The 17,302-nt window shown below is 75.2% G+C and carries 15 protein-coding genes and 1 pseudogene; 10 read left to right on the top strand and 6 right to left on the bottom strand.

Features of this window, described 5'->3' with window-relative positions:
- Nucleotides 1–3: 3 nt before the first annotated feature.
- Both pnuC and G1H19_RS03905 read left to right on the top strand, forming a co-directional pair.
- A complete protein-coding gene (gene pnuC / locus G1H19_RS03910) occupies nucleotides 4–744 on the top strand; it encodes a nicotinamide riboside transporter PnuC (protein WP_235909811.1) in 741 nt (246 codons plus the stop codon).
- 70 nt (nucleotides 745–814) lie between these two features.
- On the top strand, nucleotides 815–2,104 hold the full coding sequence (locus G1H19_RS03905; RefSeq protein WP_152730306.1) for an acyl-CoA dehydrogenase family protein: 1,290 nt from the start codon (nucleotides 815–817) through the stop codon (nucleotides 2,102–2,104).
- Between the two features lie 37 nt (nucleotides 2,105–2,141).
- On the opposite strand, the gene G1H19_RS03900 is transcribed toward G1H19_RS03905, so the two are convergent.
- Complete coding sequence (locus tag G1H19_RS03900; protein ID WP_152730305.1) at nucleotides 2,142–2,549, bottom strand: hypothetical protein; 408 nt, start codon at nucleotides 2,547–2,549, stop codon at nucleotides 2,142–2,144.
- A gap of 141 nt (nucleotides 2,550–2,690) precedes the next feature.
- On the opposite strand from G1H19_RS03900, the gene G1H19_RS03895 reads away from it, so the two are divergent.
- Entirely contained in the window at nucleotides 2,691–3,749 is a 1,059-nt protein-coding gene (locus G1H19_RS03895; protein ID WP_152730304.1) for a heparan-alpha-glucosaminide N-acetyltransferase domain-containing protein, read from the top strand.
- A gap of 120 nt (nucleotides 3,750–3,869) precedes the next feature.
- Here G1H19_RS03895 and G1H19_RS03890 read toward each other — a convergent pair whose 3' ends face one another.
- The 5 genes from G1H19_RS03890 to G1H19_RS03870 form a co-directional block, all read right to left on the bottom strand.
- Nucleotides 3,870–5,468: a methyl-accepting chemotaxis protein gene (locus G1H19_RS03890; protein WP_152730303.1), complete on the bottom strand. Its 1,599-nt coding sequence runs from the start codon at nucleotides 5,466–5,468 to the stop codon at nucleotides 3,870–3,872.
- A 255-nt stretch (nucleotides 5,469–5,723) separates the two neighbouring features.
- On the bottom strand, nucleotides 5,724–6,593 hold the full coding sequence (locus G1H19_RS03885; RefSeq protein ID WP_152730302.1) for a polysaccharide deacetylase family protein: 870 nt from the start codon (nucleotides 6,591–6,593) through the stop codon (nucleotides 5,724–5,726).
- A 134-nt stretch (nucleotides 6,594–6,727) separates the two neighbouring features.
- Nucleotides 6,728–7,600, bottom strand: a complete 873-nt coding sequence (locus G1H19_RS03880; protein ID WP_152730301.1) for a polysaccharide deacetylase family protein — start codon at nucleotides 7,598–7,600, stop codon at nucleotides 6,728–6,730.
- Nucleotides 7,601–7,665: 65 nt separating this feature from the next.
- Nucleotides 7,666–8,988, bottom strand: coding sequence for an Nramp family divalent metal transporter (locus G1H19_RS03875; protein ID WP_162393300.1), 1,323 nt, complete (start codon nucleotides 8,986–8,988; stop codon nucleotides 7,666–7,668).
- A 327-nt stretch (nucleotides 8,989–9,315) separates the two neighbouring features.
- Nucleotides 9,316–9,969, bottom strand: coding sequence for a response regulator (locus G1H19_RS03870; protein ID WP_235928226.1), 654 nt, complete (start codon nucleotides 9,967–9,969; stop codon nucleotides 9,316–9,318).
- A 112-nt stretch (nucleotides 9,970–10,081) separates the two neighbouring features.
- Here G1H19_RS03870 and G1H19_RS03865 point away from each other — a divergent pair, with 112 nt between their 5' ends.
- From G1H19_RS03865 to G1H19_RS03835, 7 genes and pseudogenes are all read left to right on the top strand, one after another.
- The gene (locus tag G1H19_RS03865; RefSeq protein ID WP_162393301.1) at nucleotides 10,082–10,822 is read left to right on the top strand and encodes a sensor histidine kinase; all 741 of its coding nucleotides are present in this window, start codon (nucleotides 10,082–10,084) and stop codon (nucleotides 10,820–10,822) included.
- Nucleotides 10,823–10,944: 122 nt separating this feature from the next.
- Complete coding sequence (locus tag G1H19_RS03860) at nucleotides 10,945–11,808, top strand: manganese catalase (protein ID WP_162393302.1); 864 nt, start codon at nucleotides 10,945–10,947, stop codon at nucleotides 11,806–11,808.
- 70 nt (nucleotides 11,809–11,878) lie between these two features.
- A complete protein-coding gene (locus G1H19_RS03855) occupies nucleotides 11,879–12,100 on the top strand; it encodes a hypothetical protein (RefSeq protein WP_152730298.1) in 222 nt (73 codons plus the stop codon).
- 364 nt (nucleotides 12,101–12,464) lie between these two features.
- Complete coding sequence (locus G1H19_RS03850; RefSeq protein ID WP_152730297.1) at nucleotides 12,465–14,804, top strand: putative bifunctional diguanylate cyclase/phosphodiesterase; 2,340 nt, start codon at nucleotides 12,465–12,467, stop codon at nucleotides 14,802–14,804.
- Nucleotides 14,805–14,898: 94 nt separating this feature from the next.
- Nucleotides 14,899–15,987: an aromatic ring-hydroxylating dioxygenase subunit alpha gene (locus G1H19_RS03845; RefSeq protein WP_152730296.1), complete on the top strand. Its 1,089-nt coding sequence runs from the start codon at nucleotides 14,899–14,901 to the stop codon at nucleotides 15,985–15,987.
- On the top strand, nucleotides 15,984–16,343 hold the full coding sequence (locus tag G1H19_RS03840) for a hypothetical protein (protein ID WP_152730295.1): 360 nt from the start codon (nucleotides 15,984–15,986) through the stop codon (nucleotides 16,341–16,343). Before G1H19_RS03845 ends, G1H19_RS03840 begins: the two co-directional genes overlap by 4 nt.
- Nucleotides 16,344–16,386: 43 nt before the next feature.
- Nucleotides 16,387–17,289: pseudogene (locus G1H19_RS03835) on the top strand (PDR/VanB family oxidoreductase); the annotation flags it as partial.
- Nucleotides 17,290–17,302: the final 13 nt, after the last annotated feature.

The raw sequence follows: 17,302 nt of genomic DNA, 5'->3' as shown, positions 1-17,302 counted from the left end.
GGAATGGCCGCACCGCCCGCCGGGTTCCTCCGCCCGACCGCTGCGCCCCGCCGGCGCGGCCCGGCCGCGGGGGGCGACATGGGCTGGTTGCTGGACGCCAGCGTGCACGTGCTGGGTGCCGACATCCTGTGGCGGGAGGTCATCGGCAACACCGTCGGCCTGGCCAGCGCGGTGCTCGGCATGCGCCGGGTCACCGCGGCGTGGCCGGTCGGGATCCTCGCCAACGTGCTGCTGTTCACGGTCTTCCTGGGCGGGGTGTTCGACACCCCGCAGGACACCGACCTCTACGGCCAGGCCGGTCGCCAGGTGTTCTTCGCCGCTGTCGGCGCCTACGGCTGGTGGCGCTGGCACCGCAACCGGGACGGCGGCCCGGCCGTCGTGCCCCGCTGGGCCAGCGGCCAGGAGCGGCTGTCGCTGCTCGCGGCGACCGTCGCCGGCGTCGCGGTCGCCTACGCGGTGCTCGACCGGCTCGGCAGCTACGGCCCGCTGGCCGACGCGTGGATCTTCGTCGGCAGCCTGCTGGCCACCTACGGCATGGCCCGCGGGTACGTGGAGTTCTGGCTGGTCTGGATCGCCGTCGACGCAGTCGGCGTCCCGCTGCTGCTGGACGCCGGCTACTACCCCTCGGCACTGCTCTACGCCGTCTACGGCGGGTTCTGCGCGTGGGGGTTCCTGACCTGGCGGCGGCTGCAGCGCCCGTCGGCGCCCGGCGCCACCGACCCGTCGCTGGAGGCGGTCGGCTGAGCCGGGGCGTGCGCTCGTCCAGGGGTCACTGGACAGTAGGGCGAGACCCCGAGCCCAGGAGCGCCAGACGATGACGTCGACCGACACCCGACCCGCCCCTTCCGGCCCGGCCCCGGACGACGGCGCCTGGCAGCCCCGCCCGCCGGCGCTGACCTCGCCCTGGCACACCCCGGAGCGCGCCGCGCTGCAGGAGCAGGCCCGGCGGTTCGCGATGGACGAGGTGCTGCCGGTCGCCGACGAGCTCGACCCGCAGAAGGGCGAGATCCCGCGGCACCTGCTGGACCGGATGGCCGAGCTGGGCTGGTTCGGCATCACGATCCCGGCCGAGGACGGCGGCCTGGGCCTCGGCGTCTTCGAGTACTGCACGGTCAGCGAGGAGCTGGCCCGGGCCTGGATGAGCGTGGCGAGCATCCTGGCCCGCGCGCAGGGCATGGGCACCTCGGTGGCCGACCCCGGGCGCCGCGCCGACCTGCTGCGCCGCAGCGCGGCCGGCTCCTGGATCGGCGCGGTGGCGCTGTCCGAGCCCGACGCGGGGTCCGACCTGGCCGGGGTGCAGACCCGGGCGGTGCTCGACGGCGACGAGTGGGTGGTCACCGGGCACAAGCGCTGGTGCGGCAATGCGAAGGCCGCGGACTTCATCCAGGTCCTGGTGCGCGTCAGCGACCCGGCGCCGGGGGAGTCCCGCTCGCGCGGGCTGCGCAACCTGCTGCTGGTCAAGGAGCGCGGGTCGTTCCCCGCCGGCCTGACCGGCTACCCGATCGACAAGGTCGGCTACCACGGCTTCCTGACCTGGGACCTGCAGTTCGACGGCGTCCGGATCCCCGCCGACGACCTCATCGTGGCGCCGGGCGACGGAGACGGCGACTCCTCTGGTGGCCAGCAGAGCAGCCGGGCGGGATTCGCCGAGGCGCAGGCGTTCCTGAACACCGCGCGGGTGCACACCGCCGCCCGGGCGGTCGGCCTGGCCCGTGCCGCCGTCGAGGACTCGGTGCTCTACCTGCAGGAGCGCGAGCAGTTCGGCCACCCGATCGGGGACTTCCAGGCGCTGCGCTTCGCGCTGGCGGAGATGGCCGCCGACGTCGAGCAGGCCCGGGCGTTCTACCGCCAGGTGGCCCACCTGCTGGACGAGGGCGTGGCCTGCGAGCGGGAGGCGGCCATGGTCAAGCTGCAGGCCACCGAGATGGCCGTGCGGGTGACCAACCAGGCCATGCAGCTGCACGGCGGCAACGGCTACACCACCGAGCGCCAGGTGGAGCGGCACTGGCGCGACGCCCGGCTGACCACGATCTTCGAGGGCACCAGCGAGATCCAGAAGCGCATCATCAGCGACCGGATGCTGCCGCGCAGCCCGCTGACCTGACCGGGCGGTGGGGTCCCGGGCGGGACCCCACCGGTGCTCAGCGCAGCTGGGTGCGCAGCCGGCGGCAGCGGCCGGCGGTCTCCGCGGCGGCCTCCGCCTGCATCCGGCAGTGCGGCCGCTCGGCCAGCCGGCCGCAGACCCGGGCACTGCGGTCCAGCGCGACGATCGTGGTCTCCAGCGCCGAGCGCACCACCAGGCCGGACGCCGGGGTGTTGCGGGACAGCAGCCGGCGGGTGCACGCGCTGAGGTCGGCGGCGTCCTGGGCGGTGCAGATGGCGGTGCGCAGCTCGGCGGGCTGGTCGTCGCCCATCATGGCCGCGATGCTGGTCAGCGCCAGCGTCTCGTAGCCGGCGAGGGCGTCCAGCACCTCGGCGAGCCGGTCGGGGCTGGCGGTGAGCGGCACGACCCGGGCCTCGGCCCGGAGCATGGCGGTGGTGGTCTTCACGTGGAGCCTCCGGTGGTCGTCCCTGTTGCCTTGCGCAACGACCGCCAGTGGAGTCCCCCGTCCTGGGGAGTTCTCCCTGATCTCGCTGTGACGTCGCTGGCAGTCGCGGCACGCCGAGCGCCGGACCCCTACGGTCGGGGCGTGACCAGCCCCGTCCGCACCGCGACGACCGCACCGGCCGCCGCCCCGGCCCGGCCCCGCCTGCGCGGCGTCGACGTCGCCCGCGGGCTCGCCGTCGTCGGCATGCTGTTCGTGGACAACCGCGGCAACGGCTCGATCGGTGAGCAGTTCGTGCACGCGCCCTGGCACGGGCTGCGGCTGGCCGACGTCGTCTTCCCGGTGTTCCTGCTGGTGGTGGGCGTGTCCATGCCGTTCTCCTCGCGCGCGGCCCGCCCCCGCGCGGTGCTGTGGCGGGTGGTCAAGCTGAGCGTGCTCGGCGTGCTGATCGTCACCGCCAAGTACGGCTGGGGCACCGTCGGTGCCGGGGTGCTCGGGCACATCGCGGGGGCCTACCTGCTCTGCTGGCTGCTGCTGCAGCTGCCCCGGGTCGCCCAGCTGCCGGTGGCCACCGCCGTGCTGGCGGCGCTGGTCGCGCTGGACACGCTGGTCGCCGTCCCCGGCACGGGCAGCGCCTCGGTGTCCCCGGAGGCGTCCTGGGCCCGCTGGTTCGACGAGACCATCGGCCTGCAGTTCTCCGCCGAGGCGCCGCACTCCTACCTGCCCAGCGCGCTGACCGTGTTCCTCGGCGTGCTGGCCGGGCGGGTGCTGCTGGAGCACACCGGGGGCGCCGTGCTGCGCCGGCTGGTGCCGGCCGGTGTCGCGCTGCTGGCCCTCGGGCTCGCGCTGGCGCCGCTGCTCCCGGTGAACAAGCGGCTCTGGACGCCGTCCTTCGTGCTGGTCACCGGGGGCATCGGCCTGCTGGTGCTGGCGGCTGCGTACTGGCTGGCCGACATGCGCCGGGTGCACCGCCCGTTCCGCCCCGCCGAGGTGCTGGGGCTGAACGCGATCGTCGCCTTCGCCGCCTCCGAGCTGCTCTTCCGGGCGCTGCTGTCCGGTGGGGTGCAGCCGGTGGTCGTCGACTGGCTGGCCTCGCTCACCTCGGTCACCGCCGCCGCCTACCTGTACCCGGCGGCCAGCGTGCTGGTCATCTGGGCGCTGTGCGCCGAGCTCGCCCGGCGCGGGATCGTCGTCCGGGTCTAGGTGTGCTGCTGGCACCCCTGCGCGGGCGCCGGCGAGGACCCCCCGACGCCGACGGGGCCCGGCGACCCGCGTGGTGCGCGGGTCGCCGGGCCCCGTGTGCGGGAACCGTGGAGCCGTGTGTCAGAAGCGGAACCGGCCCACCGTGACCCGGAGCTCCCCCGCCATCCGGGACAGGTCGTCGACGGACTCCCTGGTCCGGGTGAGGGCGTCGGTGGTCGACCCCGCGGCCGAGGACACCGCGGTGATGTTCTCCGCGATCTCACCCGTGCCGGACGCCGCCTCGGCGACCGAGCGGCTCATCTCCGTGGTGGTGGCCGTCTGCTCCTCCACGGCGCTGGCGATGGTGAGCTGGTAGTCGTTGATCGAGCCGATGACCGCGCTGATCCGGCCGATCGCCTGGGCGGCGCCGGTGGTGTCGGTCTGGATGGCCGTCACCCGGCGGGCGATCTCCTCGGTGGCCCGCGCCGTCTCCTGCGCCAGGTCCTTGACCTCGGTGGCGACCACCGCGAAGCCCTTGCCGGCCTCCCCGGCCCGGGCCGCCTCGATGGTGGCGTTGAGGGCGAGCAGGTTGGTCTGCTCGGCGATGGAGGTGATCAGCTTGACGACGTCGCCGATCTCGCGCGAGGAGTCACCGAGCTTGAGCACGGTGGCGTTGGTGGTCTCGGCCTCGGCGACTGCGGTCGCCGCGACCTGGGCCGCCTCGTTCGCGTTCCGCGAGATCTCGCGGATGCTGGCGCCCATCTGCTCCGCACCGGCGGCGACGGTGCCGACGTTGCGGGACACCTCGTCGGCGGCGGCCGACACGACCGCGGACTGCGCGGAGGTCTCCTGCGCCGAGGCCGAGATCTGGGACGCCGAGGAGCTCAGCTCGGTGGAGGACGCCGCGACGGCGTCCGCGGACTCGACCACCGATGCCATCAGGCCGCGCAGGTTGGTCAGGGCGGTGTCCAGCGTGGCCGCCATCTGGCCGACCTCGTCGCGCTGGTCGATCGTCGCCGGGTGGGTCAGGTCCCCGTCGGCCAGGTGCTCCAGCGAGCTCCGCACCCGGCCGAGCGCCCGGGTGATGCTGCGGGCGACGAGCAGTCCCAGCAGCCCGGCCAGCACGCTGCCCGCAGCCAGGACGGCGACGAGCGTGGTGCGCGTGCGCTCGTAGGCGGTCTGGGCCTCGGCGGCCTGTGCCGCTGCTTGCGCGTCCGCGACGTCGACGAGTTCCTGCAGGCCGTCGACCACTGCGGTGCTCATCGGGCTCACCGTGGGCATCAGCTGGCCCAGGGCCTGGAAGTCCTTGGCGGCCACGAGCTGGTCCAGCTTCTCGACGACGACCAGGTAGGCCGCCAGGTCCTCCTCGACGACCGCGACCTGCGCCGCCTCCGGTGAGCCGGGGCGCGCCAGGTCGCCGGCGCTCGCCACCGCCGCGCTCAATGCGTCCCGTGCGGCGTCGCGGGTCTCGGTCGCCGTCGCCGCTGTCTGGGGGTCCTTGGCGAACTGGACGGCGCTGGCCGCCACCCGGAACATGGCGTACTGGAAACGTGCCTCCGATGCCAGGCGCGCGCCCACGGTGTGCTGGCCGTACAGCTCCGCCGTCTGGTCGGCGGACGTGGACAGGGCGCGCAGCCCGCCCAGCCCCACCACGAGCGCGACGGTGACGGCCACACCCACGCTGAACAAGATCTTGGTGGTGACCCCGACGTCCCGGGCCGTCCTCGCGAGTCGTGACATCTGTGATCGCTCCTTCGTCGTCGTGCCCAAGCTCCGGCCGCATGCTCGACCGCGCACTCCTGAGGGGGACCCCTCGGGTGCCGTCCGCTGTCATCGGCACTGCGCCGGCGAGTTCGCGCCGGCGAGCACCATCGGTACCGGAACGACGCGGGGGAGGTGCTCGCCGGTCCGCACGGGTGGCCGAGTCGACTCCGCGGAGCGGAGGAGGGTGCGCAGGGGGTCACGGTGTGGCCCCCGGGCGGCCTGCCGGCCGGTTCACCCGGCGACGGCGGCAGCCTGCTCGGCGTCGGAGAGCGCCAGCATCTGCGTGGCGCTGACCAGCGAGATGCCCCGGTCGGCGATGCGCATGAGCGCCTCGGGCAGGGCCGCGACCTCCAGGTCGCGGCGGTGGGCCAGGTCCCGGGCGAACCGCGCGGTGGGGGAGAACGTGCCCCGGCCGATGCCGTCGTGCAGGCAGACGACGTCCCCGGCGTCCACGGTGGAGCCCAGGTAGGCGGCGATCGCGTCCACCGAGTCCAGCTCGTCGGGCCCGCGGGTGCACGACCAGATGTAGGTGTCGTAGCCGAGCTCGGCGGCGACCTGCAGCGCCTGGCCGGTCACCTGGCCGCGGGGCGGGCGGAAGCAGGTCAGCGGGGCGCCGACGACGGCGGCCACCTCGTCCCGGCAGCGGATCAGCTGCTCCCGGGTCTCCGCGGCGCTCAGGTAGGTCAGGTCCTGGTGCGTCCAGGTGTGGTTGCCCAGCTCGTGCCCGGCGGCCACCACCTCGCGCAGCAGCCCGGGGTGCCGGGCGGCGTTCCAGCCCATCACGTTGAAGGTGGCCGTGACGCCGGCCCTGTCCAGCGCGTCCAGCACGGCGCCGGTGTACTCCGGGGTGGGGCCGTCGTCGAAGGTCAGCGCGGCCACCGGCCGGCTCACCGGCATCGACCAGACGACGCGGTGCGTGCCCAGCCGGGCCACGCTCATGCCCTGCGCGGCCGCGGCGGAGGCCTGCAGGTGGCGCCGCTGGGCGACGGTGAACTGCTCCTCCGCCGCCTCGGCCCCGGGCAGCAGCCCGGAGGCGCCGACGGCCAGGCCCGCGGCGGCGCTGCCCGCGCCGAGCAGGAAGCTGCGGCGCGACGGCCTCACGGCGACCGCTCCGGCGTCGACGGCCCGGCGGGCCGGACGGGTCGGCCGCCCGCCGTGGCGGTGGGGCTGGTGATGCGCATGAGGTGTAGTCGGCGGTCCACCGCGGGCTCTTGAGCCCCCGGACGGGTGGCGGGTCAGCCGCCGCCGACCGGCTCCGGGCGGGCCAGGGTGAGCAGCTGGTCGGCCCCGACGAGCCGGATGCCCCGGTCGGCGATCCGGGACAGCGCCTCCGGCAGCGCCCGCACCTCCAGCTCGCGCCGGTCCGACAGCGCCCGGGCGAAGGCCGCGTCGGGGTCGAAGGTGCCCTGCCCGATCCCGTCGTGCAGGCCCAGCACGTCCCCGGCCACCACCGTGCTCCCCATGTAGGCGGCGACCTCGGCCACCTCCCGGCGGTCGCCCGGGCCGCGGGTCACCGACCAGATGTAGGTGTCGTAGCCCAGCTCCGCCGCCACCCGCAGTGCGTAGCCGGTCAGCTCGCCGCGGGGCGGGCGGAAGCTGGTGAACGGCCGGCCGGTCAGCGCCTCCACCTCGTCCTTGCAGCGGACCAGTTCGTCCCGGGTCTGGGCGGCGGTCAGCGTGGTCAGGTCGCGGTGGGTCCAGGTGTGGTTGCCGATCTCGTGCCCGGCGGCGAGCACGTCACGCAGCACCTCCGGGTGGTGCACGCCGTTCCAGCCCATCACGTTGAACGTGGCGCTCACCCCGGCGCGGTCCAGCGCGTCCAGGATCCGTGGCGTGAACTCCGGGGTGGGGCCGTCGTCGAAGGTGATGGCGGCGACCTGCTGGTCCACCGTGGCCGACCAGACCACCCGCCGGGTGCCGTAGCGGGCCACCTGCTCCCCGTCGTCGGCCGCGCCGCCGGCCTCGCCGAACCGCGCCTGGGCGGCTGCGGTGGCGTGGGCGCGCACCCGGTCGTCCTGGTCGGCGGCGAACGCGCCCGCGGCCGCGCCGACGGCGAGACCGGCCACGCCGGTGCCGGCGCCGAGGAGGAACTGCCGTCGGGTGCTCACGAGCGACGATGGAGCACCTGCTGCCTGGACGGTGGCTGGGAGACGGCTGGACGCTGGCAGCGACCTCAGCCGAGCAGCGTGTCGACCACCAGGTACAGGTTCAGCGCGGAGATGCCGGCCGCGATGGCGCCGGCGGTGACGGTGGTGACCCGGCGGTTCACCCAGGCGCCCATGATGCTGCGCCGGGCGGTCAGCCACACCAGCGGCACCAGCGCGAACGGGATGCCGAAGGAGAGCACCACCTGGGACCACACCAGGGCCGTGGTGGGGTCGGCGCCGAGCAGCAGGACGGCGAGCGCGGGGGCCAGGGTGATCAGCCGGCGCACCAGCACCGGCAGGTGGCGGCGCAGGAACCCGGCCATCACCACCTGCCCCGCGTGGGTGCCGACGCTGCTGGCCGCGAAGCCCGACGCCAGCAGGGCGAGCGCGAACGCGAGCGCGGCACCGTCGCCGGACTGCAGGGCCAGGCCGGCGTGCACGCCCTCCAGGCTCATCGCCTCACCGGTGCTGCTGCCGGAGAACAGCTGGGCGGCGACCACGAGCATCGCGGCGTTGACCAGGCCGGCCAGGCCCATGGCGAGCACGACGTCCAGCCGCTGGGCCCGGAGCAGTCGGGCGCGGCCGGCGGTGCTGCGGGCGGCGGTGTGGGTGTCGCCGTAGCGGTGCGGGGTCAGCGCCGAGTGCACGTAGATCACGTGCGGCATGACCGTGGCGCCCAGGATGCCGGTGGCCAGCAGCAGGCTGTCGCCGCCGCCGAGGGTGGGCAGCAGCCCGGCCGAGGCGGCGCCCGGGTCGAGCCCCGCGCCGAGCAGCGTGTAGCCGAAGCCGGCGGCGATGACCAGCAGCAGCGCGGCGATCACCCGCTCGAAGGGCCGGTGGCCGCGGGACTGGGCGCCGAGCAGGACGAAGGCGACGACGGCGGTGATGATGCCGCCCACCGGCAGCGGGACGGCGAACAGCAGGTTCAGCGCGACCGCGCCGCCCACGATCTCGGCCAGGTCGGTGGCGATCGCGACGACCTCGGCCTGCACCCACAGGCCACGGACGACGGGTCGCGGCAGGGTGTCCCGGCAGAGCGTGGCCAGGTCCCGGCCGGTGGCCAGGCCCAGCTTGGCGGTGAGGGTCTGCACCAGCATCGCCATCAGGTTGGCCGCGACGATGACCCACAGCAGTTGGTAGCCGAAGGACGCCCCGGCGCTGGAGTTGGTGGCGAAGTTCCCCGGGTCCACGTAGGCGATCGCGGCGACGAACGCCGGGCCGAGCAGCGGCCACAGCCGCCGCCGGGTCGACGTCCGCCTCGGTGTCCGCCTCGGTGGCCGCCGGGTGGCGGCGGTCAGGCCGACGGGCCGGGTGACGAGGGTGGCGGCCTCGGTGCGGGAGAGGAACACGGGTGCCTCGCAGGGGACGGGAGCGGTGCAGGAGGGCAGGCTCTCCTCACCTGCCCGGTGCACCCGGCCCGCCGGGGCCGACCCGTGGCCCGCCCGGGCCAGCTCCGCGGGCGGCCCGCCGGGCACCGGTCGGGCGGCGTCCGTGCGGATCCGGCCTGACCTACCCCGGGACCCGGGCGCGGCACCCGCGCCGCGGCGAGGTTGGCCCGCGCGGGCCAGGAAGTGCCGCGCAGCGGGTGGCCCGGTCCCGCCCGGGTAGCAGGACCGCGGGCCCGAGACCAGGGCGCGCCGACGACGTGCGGGAGCGCCGTGAGCAGTGCAGCAGCCTCAGGAGGAGCCGGCCGCCCGCCGGCCGTCCTCGCCCCGGTCGAGCCCCACCCGCCCGGCCAGCGCCGCCGCCTCGGTGCGCGTGGACACCCGCAGCTGCCGCAGCAGCCCGGCGACCAGCCGCTTCGCGGTGCGCTCGGAGACGTGCAGCTCGGTGGCGATGTCCACCGTGCTCTGCCCGGCCGCGACCATGCGCCACAGCCGTCGCTCGTCGGCGCTGAGCCGCCCGCTGATGCCGCGGTCCTCGCGCGGGGCGGCGTCTCCCAGGAGCCGGCGCAGCAGCCCGCTGGGCACCACCGCCCAGCCGTCGAGCACCGCCAGCAGCGGAGGCACCAGCAGCTCGGGGTCGCTCGTCTTGGGCAGGAAGGCCTCCGCACCCGCGTGCAGGGCCTCCAGCGCGGTGTCCTCGTCGGCCTGGCCGGACAGCGCCACCACCCGCGCGACGGGCGCGGCGCGACGGATCGCCGCGATCGCCCGGATGCCGCCCGGTGGGGGCATGTGCAGGTCGACCAGGGCGAGGTCCGCGCCGGTGCTGCGCACCAGGGCGGCGGCGGCCGAGGCGTCGTCGGTGGTGCCCACCACCCGCACCCGGTCCTCGCTCACCGGCGGCAGCAGCAGGGCCAGCCCGCGGCTGAACAGCTTGTGATCGTCCACCAGGACGATGCTGATCGGTGGTCGGGTGGGTGGTCCGGGTGCCTCGCGCATGTCGTCTCCCCGTCGTCTCCTGCGGTGCCCACGGCGAACGGCCGGCTCACCGGGGGTGCCCGTGACCGTCGTCGCTGACACGCCGCACGGCGCCCCGGCCCGGGCGGTGGGCCACGCCCTGCGCGAGCTGGCCGCCGCCGTCCGCCGCCGGGGCCGGCGCGGTGCCACCCGGGTCTCCGCGCAGGACGCGCTGGTGCGAGCGCTGTGCCACGACATGCGCAGCCCGCTCGCCTCGCTGGAGGCGCTGCTGCGCCACCTGGACGAGCCGGTCGGGGAGGACGCCTCCCGGCACGCGGAGCTGGTGGACCTGGCCCGCGCCCAGACCGAGCACCTGTCGTCCATGCTCCGCACCGCGGTGGCCACCGGGGGAGCGGTGGAGGGCCGGGCCGGGCTGCGCCGCCGGATGGGCGACGTGCTGGCCGCCGCCACAGCCGCCGCGGGCCTGCCGTCGTCCCAGTTGACGACAGAGTTCGGTGCCGGCGCCGCGGACGTCGAGGTGGCCGACGCGCGGGTGCAACGGATCCTGACCAACCTGCTGGAGAACGCGCACCGGCACGGTGAGGACGCCCCGGTGCGGCTGGTGCTGACCCGGCTGCCGGGCTGGGTGCGCATCTGCCTGTCCCAGCCCGGCGTCCCCGACCGGGTGGCCGGCCACCTGAGCACCGACGCCCCGCCGCAGGACCTCACCGGGCTGGGCCTGTGGTCGGTGCGCCGGCAGACCGCGGAGCTCGGCGGTGAGCTGAGCTGGCACCGGCCGCCGGGCGGCGACTTCACCTTCTGCGTCTGCCTCCCCGACCGCTGACGGAGGCCCCACCCACACGTTGGCACCGGGGGGCCAGCGGACGGCACGGGCGGGCCACCGGGCGTGGGCAGACACCTCCCGAGGCCGCACCAGCAGCCCGTCACCGCGATCGAGGAGATCACGTGTTCACCCACACCCACGCTCTGCAGTTCGAGGCCAAGCCCGACGGGCCCGACCCCGATCTCGCCCGCAAGATGCAGGAGATCCTCGGCGGTCAGTGGGGCGAGATGACCGTCGCCACCCAGTACCTGCTGCAGGGCTGGAACTGCCGGCTGCCCGGCAAGTACAAGGACATGCTGCTGGCCATCGGCACCGAGGAGCTGGCCCACGTCGAGATGATCGTGACCTGCATCGACCGGCTGCTGGACCACATGCCGCTCAAGCCGGACGCCGCCGACCGCAGCAAGGAGGCGGCCGCCGGGTACGGCCAGCACAACCCGCAGCACCCGCTGGCCAACGGCGGCGGCGCGTCCTACATGGACAGCATGGGCAACCCCTGGACCGGGGCCTACGTGACCGCCAGCGGCAACCTGTACGCCGACTTCGCCTACAACGCCTCGGCCGAGATGCAGGGCCGGCTCCAGGTCGCCCGGCTGTGGAACATGACCGACGACCCGGGAGTCAAGGACCTGCTGCGTTTCCTGCTGACCCGTGACCACATGCACCAGCAGCAGTGGCTGGCCGCGATGGAGGAGCTGAAGGCCGACGGGCTCGACGGCATCCCGGTGCCGGAGGCGTTCCCGCTGGAGGAGGAGCTGCCGGAGTTCGCCTACACGTTCATCGACGCCTCCGACGGCCCGGACGCCGCGGCCGGCCGCTGGGCCAGCGGCCCCGCCCTCGACGGCACCGACAACGTGCTGCGCGCCGCCCCGATCGCCGCGCACGCCGACGCGCCGATCCTGCCGCCGGGTGACCCGCGGCTGTACGGCACCCCGCCGGCGCCGATGACCGGTCTGCTGCAGAAGGCCAAGGACGCCCTGAAGTGACCGTCGGCGTCGGCGGCCCGGGTACCCGCCCGGGCCGCTGACGCCGGGTCCCCGCCCCCCGGAGGTCCCCGTGTCCCGCGCCCTGCCCTCGACCCTGCCCGCCGTCCTGCTCACCTCGCTCTACGCCCTCGCCCTGGTCGTCGCCCTCCTGCTCCCCGGCGCCGGCCTGCTGGCCGGCGGGCTCGTCGGTGCCGCCGTCGTGCAGCGCCTGCTGAGCCGTCACCGGGTGCACCAGCTGGCCCTCCGACGTCGTCCCGCGCTCGAGCCGGCGGCGGCCCTGCCCGCCGGCTGACCCCGCGCGACGCCGTCCGGCGGCCTCCCCCGGACGAGGTGCAGGCGTCCCCGCGGGCTCCAGTGCCGCCTCCCGGATGCCGACCCTGCGGCAGGAGCACCCCGACCCGGTGCCGCCGTCGGAGGGAGACCGGTGCACCCGCTGCGCGCCGTACGGTCCACCCGGGTGCCCGGCCGGGTCTGGGTGGCCGTGGCCGTGCTCGTCGCCTGCGCCCGCCCGCTGCTGGGAGAGCCGCTGGCCACCTGGTCCTACGTGGCCGTGGCGGTGTCCTGCTCGGTGGCCGCCTGGGTCGGCGTCCGGCGGGTCGGTCGCGGTTTCACGTCCCTCCGGCTGGTCGCGCTGGGCCTGTCGCTGGCCACCGCCGGTGACCTCGCCTGGTACCTGGTCTCGGTTCGACGGCTTCGTCGACGCAGCGGTGGTGTTCGTGGTCGTCGCCCTGGTCGAGTGGGAACTCGTCGTCGCCGACCTGCTCTCCGACGAGGGGACCCCCGTCGGCGTGCGGCTCGTCTGGGCGTCCTACCCGGTCCTGGACGCCGTCCTGATCGGCCTGGTCGTCGCCGTGACCGTCTGCACCCGCTCGCTGCAGCCCGCCCCGCTGTACGTCGCCCTGGGGGCCGCGCTGTGGCTGGTCTCCGACCTGGTCATGGCGCTGGTCGTCGACGCCGACGGCCTCACCCCGCTGCTGGACGTCGGCTGGCTGGTCGGCGGTCTGCTGCTCGCCGCGGCAGCGTGGTCACCGCTGACGCCACCCCGGGCGTCCGACGCGCGGCCGGTCGACCGGGTGCGGATGGGCATCGTCCTGTCGGCGCTGCTCGTCGCGCCGGTGCTGGAGGTCGTCGCCTGGCTGGGCGGCGCCGACACCGACCCGCTGTCGATGCTCGCCGCCACCGTCGTGCTGCTGGTGCTGGTCCACGTGCGGGCCGACCGGCTGCTGCGGGCGCAGGCCGAGCTGCACGAGGTCATCCGCTCCCGCGCCCGCTACTCCGAGGCGCTGGCCGCGCACTCCTCCGACGCCGTGGTCGTGCTCGACGAGCAGGGCCGCCTCACCCGCGACGCCCCGCTGTTCGCCGCCCTCGCCCACGACCCCCGGGCCGCCGTCGCCGGCGCCGACGTGCTGTCGCTGACCTCGGGGCAGGACGGCGAGGAGGCCCGCGCGGCCTTCGAGCGGGCCCTGCTCGCCCCGGGCCGGGTGGTCACCAGCGAGCTGCGCGGCCGGGTCCGGGACGGCCAGCAGGCGTGGCTCGGCGTCCGGCTGGTCAACCTGCTCGCCGACCCCGACGTGCGTGGCGTCGTGGTCACCATCGCCGACGTCACCGACCGCCGCCGGGCCGAGGAGGACCTGGCCCACCAGGCCTTCCACGACAGCCTCACCGGCCTTCCCAACCGTGCCCTGTTCGACGACCGCGTCACCCAGGCGTTGCACCGGGCCGCCCGCAGCGGCATCGAGCCGGCCGTCCTCTACGTCGACCTGGACGGCTTCAAGACCGTCAACGACACCCTGGGCCACCCCGCGGGGGACCAGCTGCTGCGCGAGGTCGCCGACCGGCTGCGCTGGGCCACCCGCACGGGGGACACCGTCAGCCGCCTGGGCGGCGACGAGTTCGCCATCCTGGTCGAGCGGGGGCACGACCCCGCCGAGGACGCCGCCGCGATGGCGCACCGGCTGCTGGAGGCGCTCGCCGTGCCGGTGCCGATCGACGGCGAGCCGGTCCGGGTGTCCGGCAGCGTGGGCATCGCCCTGGGCGACGGCCAGGCCACCGCCGCCTCCCTGCTGCGCGACGCCGACATCGCCATGTACCGGTCCAAGCAGGCGGGCAAGAGCTGCGCGACGGTCTTCCAGCCGCACATGCGCAGCGCCGTCCTGGAGCGGATGCGGTTGCAGACCGACCTGGTCGACGCCCTGGCGGCCGAGCAGTTCCGGCTGGTGTACCAGCCGGTGGTGGCACTGTCCGACGGGCGCGTCGTGGGCTTCGAGGCGCTGCTGCGCTGGGACCACCCGACACTGGGCGCGGTGCCGCCGGGCACCTTCGTGCCCATCGCGGAGGACTCCGGGCTGATCGAGCCGATCGGTCGCTGGGTGCTCGGCGAGGCCGCGCGCACCGCGGCCGGCTGGCAGCGGGCCCACCCGTCCCCGGTGCCGCTGACCATGGCGGTCAACGTGTCGGCCCGGCAGATCTCCTCCGGCCTGCTCACCGACCAGGTGGTGGCGGTGCTCGCCGAGACAGGCGTCGACCCGTCGTCGCTGCTCCTGGAGATCACCGAGACCGTGCTGGTGGAGGACCCGGAGCGGGCCGCGGAGTGCCTGCGGCAGCTGCACGCCCGCGGGGTGCGGCTGGCCATCGACGACTTCGGGACCGGCTGGTCCTCGCTGAGCTACCTGCGCCAGTTCGAGGTGGACGTGCTCAAGATCGACCGGTCGTTCATCGCCTCGATCACCGACCCGGACGAGGCCCCGGACATCGTGCACGGCCTGGTGGAGCTGGGCCGCACGCTCGGCCTGGAGATCATCGCCGAGGGCGTGGAGACCGAGCTGCAACGCGACCGGCTGCGGGCCGAGCGCTGCGACCTGGTTCAGGGCTACCTGTTCTCCCGCCCGCTGGAGCGCGCCGACGCCGACGCGCTGCTGCGCCAGCAGCAGCCCGCGGCCGCGCTCCCGGTGCCGGCCGCGCCGCTGGACGACCGGGTGACCGTGCCCGGCTCCTGACCGGGCTTCCGCCACACGGAAGTACCCTGGTCGCGGCCGGTGACGCAGCTCACGCTGAGCTGGTCACCCGTCGCGCCAGGCACCAGGAGTCCGCATGACCTCGATCGTCCGGGACCAGTGGTACGTCGCCGCGTACGGCCGGGAGGTCGGGCGGGAGCTGTTCAGCCGCACGATCTGCGGTGAGTCGGTGCTGTTCTGGCGCACCGAGGCCGGTGCGGTCACCGCGATGAGCGACCGCTGCGTGCACCGCCGGTTCCCGCTGTCCCAGGAGCCCAGCCACCTGGTCGGCGACACGGTCGTCTGCGGCTACCACGGCTTCACCTACGGCGCGGACGGCGGCTGCGTCGCCGTCCCCGGGCAGACCCGGGTGCCCCGCACCGCACGGCTGAAGAGCTACCCGGTGCTCGAGCAGGACTCCTTCGTCTGGGTGTTCATCGGCGACCCGGCCAGGGCCGACACCACCCGGGTGCCGCGCGCCCCGTGGCTGGCGCAGCAGGGCTGGACGACGGTCAGCGGCATGGAGCCGCTCGCCGCCCGGGCCAGCCTGCTGGTCGACAACCTGATGGACCTCTCGCACGAGACCTACCTGCACGGCGGCTACATCGGGACGCCGGAGGTGGCCGACACCCCGATCACCACCGAGGTCGACGAGGAGGCCGGGATCGTCTACGTCTCCCGGCACATGGCCGACGCCGAGTGCCCGCCGTTCTACGCCACGAGCACCGGCATCCAGGGGCGGATCACCCGCTGGCAGGACATCGAGTTCACCCCGCCGTGCCTCTACACGCTGCACAGCCGGATCGCCCCGGTCGGCGTGCTGCCGAACGACGACGGCAGCGACCCGGACGCCTTCCACGTCGAGGTCGTCTACGCGATCACCCCGGCGACCGAGTCCAGCACGCACGACTTCTGGGCCGTCGCCCGCGACTTCGCCCTGGACGACGAGGGCGTCTCGGACTTCCTGCGGGAGAGCAACCGCACCGTGGTGCTGCAGGACGTGACCGCGCTGGACGCGCTGGAGCAGGTGCTGGCCGGCGAGCCGGACGGCTACCAGGAGCTGTCGATCAACATCGACACCGGCGGGCTCGCCGCGCGCCGGGTCATCGCCCGGCTCGCCGCCGAGGCGGACGGTGCCGTCCCGGCCCGGCCGGTGGGGGTCACCAGCGCAGGTGCGGCCCGGTGAGCGACCCCGTGGCGAACACCGCGACCACCGCGCCGGCCGAGGTGCTGCCGGGTGAGCGGGTGCTCCGGGTGAGCTGGCTGCCGGGGTCCGACCGGCTGCGTGGCAGCTGCCACTGCGGGGCCGAGTCCGAGGCCGACGACCCGATCGCGATGTGGGAGTGGCTGCTGGCCCACCCCGACCACCCGGCCGCCGGCCCCGAGGCCCCGCCCGAGCCGATCGGCCCGCCGCCGGCGCACACCGTCTCCCGGCGCATCATGATCGGTGCCAGGACCCCGCTGCCCCCCACCGCGAGCACCCTCGCGGCCGGCCCCCGCAGCGCGGCCGAGACGAAGGAGCGCCGTGCACAGCACACATGACGAGGTCGACCTCCGCCTGCGGGTGGCCCGCCGGACGACGGGCGCCGAGGGGGTCGCCGTCCTGGAACTGCGTGACCCGTCGGGTGCGGACCTGCCGGGGTGGGCGCCGGGCGCGCACGTCGACCTGCTGCTGCCCGGCGGCCTGACCCGGCAGTACTCGCTGTGCGGCGACCCCGCCGACCGCTCGTCCTGGCAGCTCGGGGTGCTCCGCGAGCCGGCCGGGCGGGGCGGCTCGGCGTACGTGCACGACGAGCTGCTGGAGGGCACCGAGGTGGACGTGCGCGGCCCGCGGAACAACTTCCCGCTGGTCCCGTCGCCGCGGTACGTCTTCATCGCCGGCGGCATCGGCATCACGCCGATCATCCCGATGGCGGCCGCGGCCGAGCAGGCGGGCGCCGAGTGGGAGTTCCACTACGGCGGCCGGTCGCGCACCTCGATGGCGTTCCTGGACGCGCTGGACGCCGCGCACGGCGACCGGGTCACCCTGCACCCGCAGGACGAGGTGGGCCTGATCGACCTGGACCGGCTGCTGGGGACGCCGCGGCCGGACACGCTGGTCTACTGCTGCGGTCCCGAGCCGCTGCTCACCGCCGTCGAGCAGCGCTGCGCGGCCTGGCCCGCCGGCTCGCTGCACGTGGAGCGCTTCAGCCCCAAGGACGTCGGCGAGCCGGTGCTCACCGGCGCCTTCGAGGTGGAACTGGCGACGTCGGGCCGGACGCTGACCGTCGGCCCGGACACCTCGATCCTCGAGGCGGTGGAGGAGGCGGGCGTGCCGGTGCTGTCCTCCTGCCAGGAGGGCACCTGCGGCACCTGCGAGACCACCGTGCTGGAGGGCGTGGTGGACCACCGCGACTCGCTGCTGACCCCGGAGGAGCAGGCCGCCAACGACACGATGTTCATCTGCGTCTCCCGCTCGGCGGGCGGGAGGCTCGTGCTGGAGCTGTGAGCAGCCGGCCCAC

Source organism: Goekera deserti, from assembly GCF_010685995.1.
GTDB lineage: Bacteria > Actinomycetota > Actinomycetes > Mycobacteriales > Geodermatophilaceae > Goekera > Goekera deserti.
Note: the sequence above shows the minus strand (reverse complement) of the source record. Positions and strands in the feature narration are given on the sequence as shown.

Bases quoted from the DNA above. Each gene is read 5' to 3' on its own strand.
- G1H19_RS03845 (WP_152730296.1), top strand. From the start codon at position 14,899: ATGACCTCGATCGTCCGGGACCAGTGGTACGTCGCCGCGTACGGCCGG.
- G1H19_RS03905 (WP_152730306.1), top strand. From the start codon at position 815: ATGACGTCGACCGACACCCGACCCGCCCCTTCCGGCCCGGCCCCGGAC.
- G1H19_RS03890 (WP_152730303.1), bottom strand. From the start codon at position 5,468: ATGTCACGACTCGCGAGGACGGCCCGGGACGTCGGGGTCACCACCAAG.
- pnuC (WP_235909811.1), top strand. From the start codon at position 4: ATGGCCGCACCGCCCGCCGGGTTCCTCCGCCCGACCGCTGCGCCCCGC.